Genomic DNA, 299 nt, shown 5'->3' with positions numbered 1-299 from the left:
GGCCGCCCCAGGCATTGAATCCGAAATGAACCGCGCGCAGGTCTCCGGAGTCGTTGACAACGAAGGCGGGCCCGCAGTCGCGGATCCACGCATCGTCGATGTTCTCGCTGTGGATCACGTTTCTGCCGGTGGTCACGGGGGACTGGGAAAGCCATGCGGCGCTCGCCATCAACGATGGCATGCCCTATTTCGAGACCTGCGCCATGCTCATCACCTTCGTGCTGTTCGGCAAGATGCTGGCCCAATTGCAGCGAACTGGCGATGTTCTGATTGTCCTTGCCTTGCAGCACTTCTTCCAA

The 299-nt window shown here is 59.9% G+C and carries 2 protein-coding genes; one reads left to right on the top strand and one right to left on the bottom strand.

Going from position 1 to position 299, the window contains the following annotated elements:
• On the bottom strand, positions 1-85 hold an 85-nt coding region (locus NE591_RS16435; protein WP_256157022.1), incomplete at its 3' end, for a hypothetical protein.
• Here NE591_RS16435 and NE591_RS16430 point away from each other — a divergent pair.
• Positions 54-299: hypothetical protein (locus tag NE591_RS16430; RefSeq protein WP_256157023.1), on the top strand; the 246-nt coding region annotated here is incomplete at its 3' end. The two genes, NE591_RS16435 and NE591_RS16430, sit on opposite strands and share 32 nt — an antisense overlap.

This window comes from Adlercreutzia sp. DFI.6.23, from assembly GCF_024462535.1.
Lineage (GTDB): Bacteria > Actinomycetota > Coriobacteriia > Coriobacteriales > Eggerthellaceae > Adlercreutzia > Adlercreutzia rubneri.
This window is presented reverse-complemented; position numbering and strand designations above follow the sequence as displayed.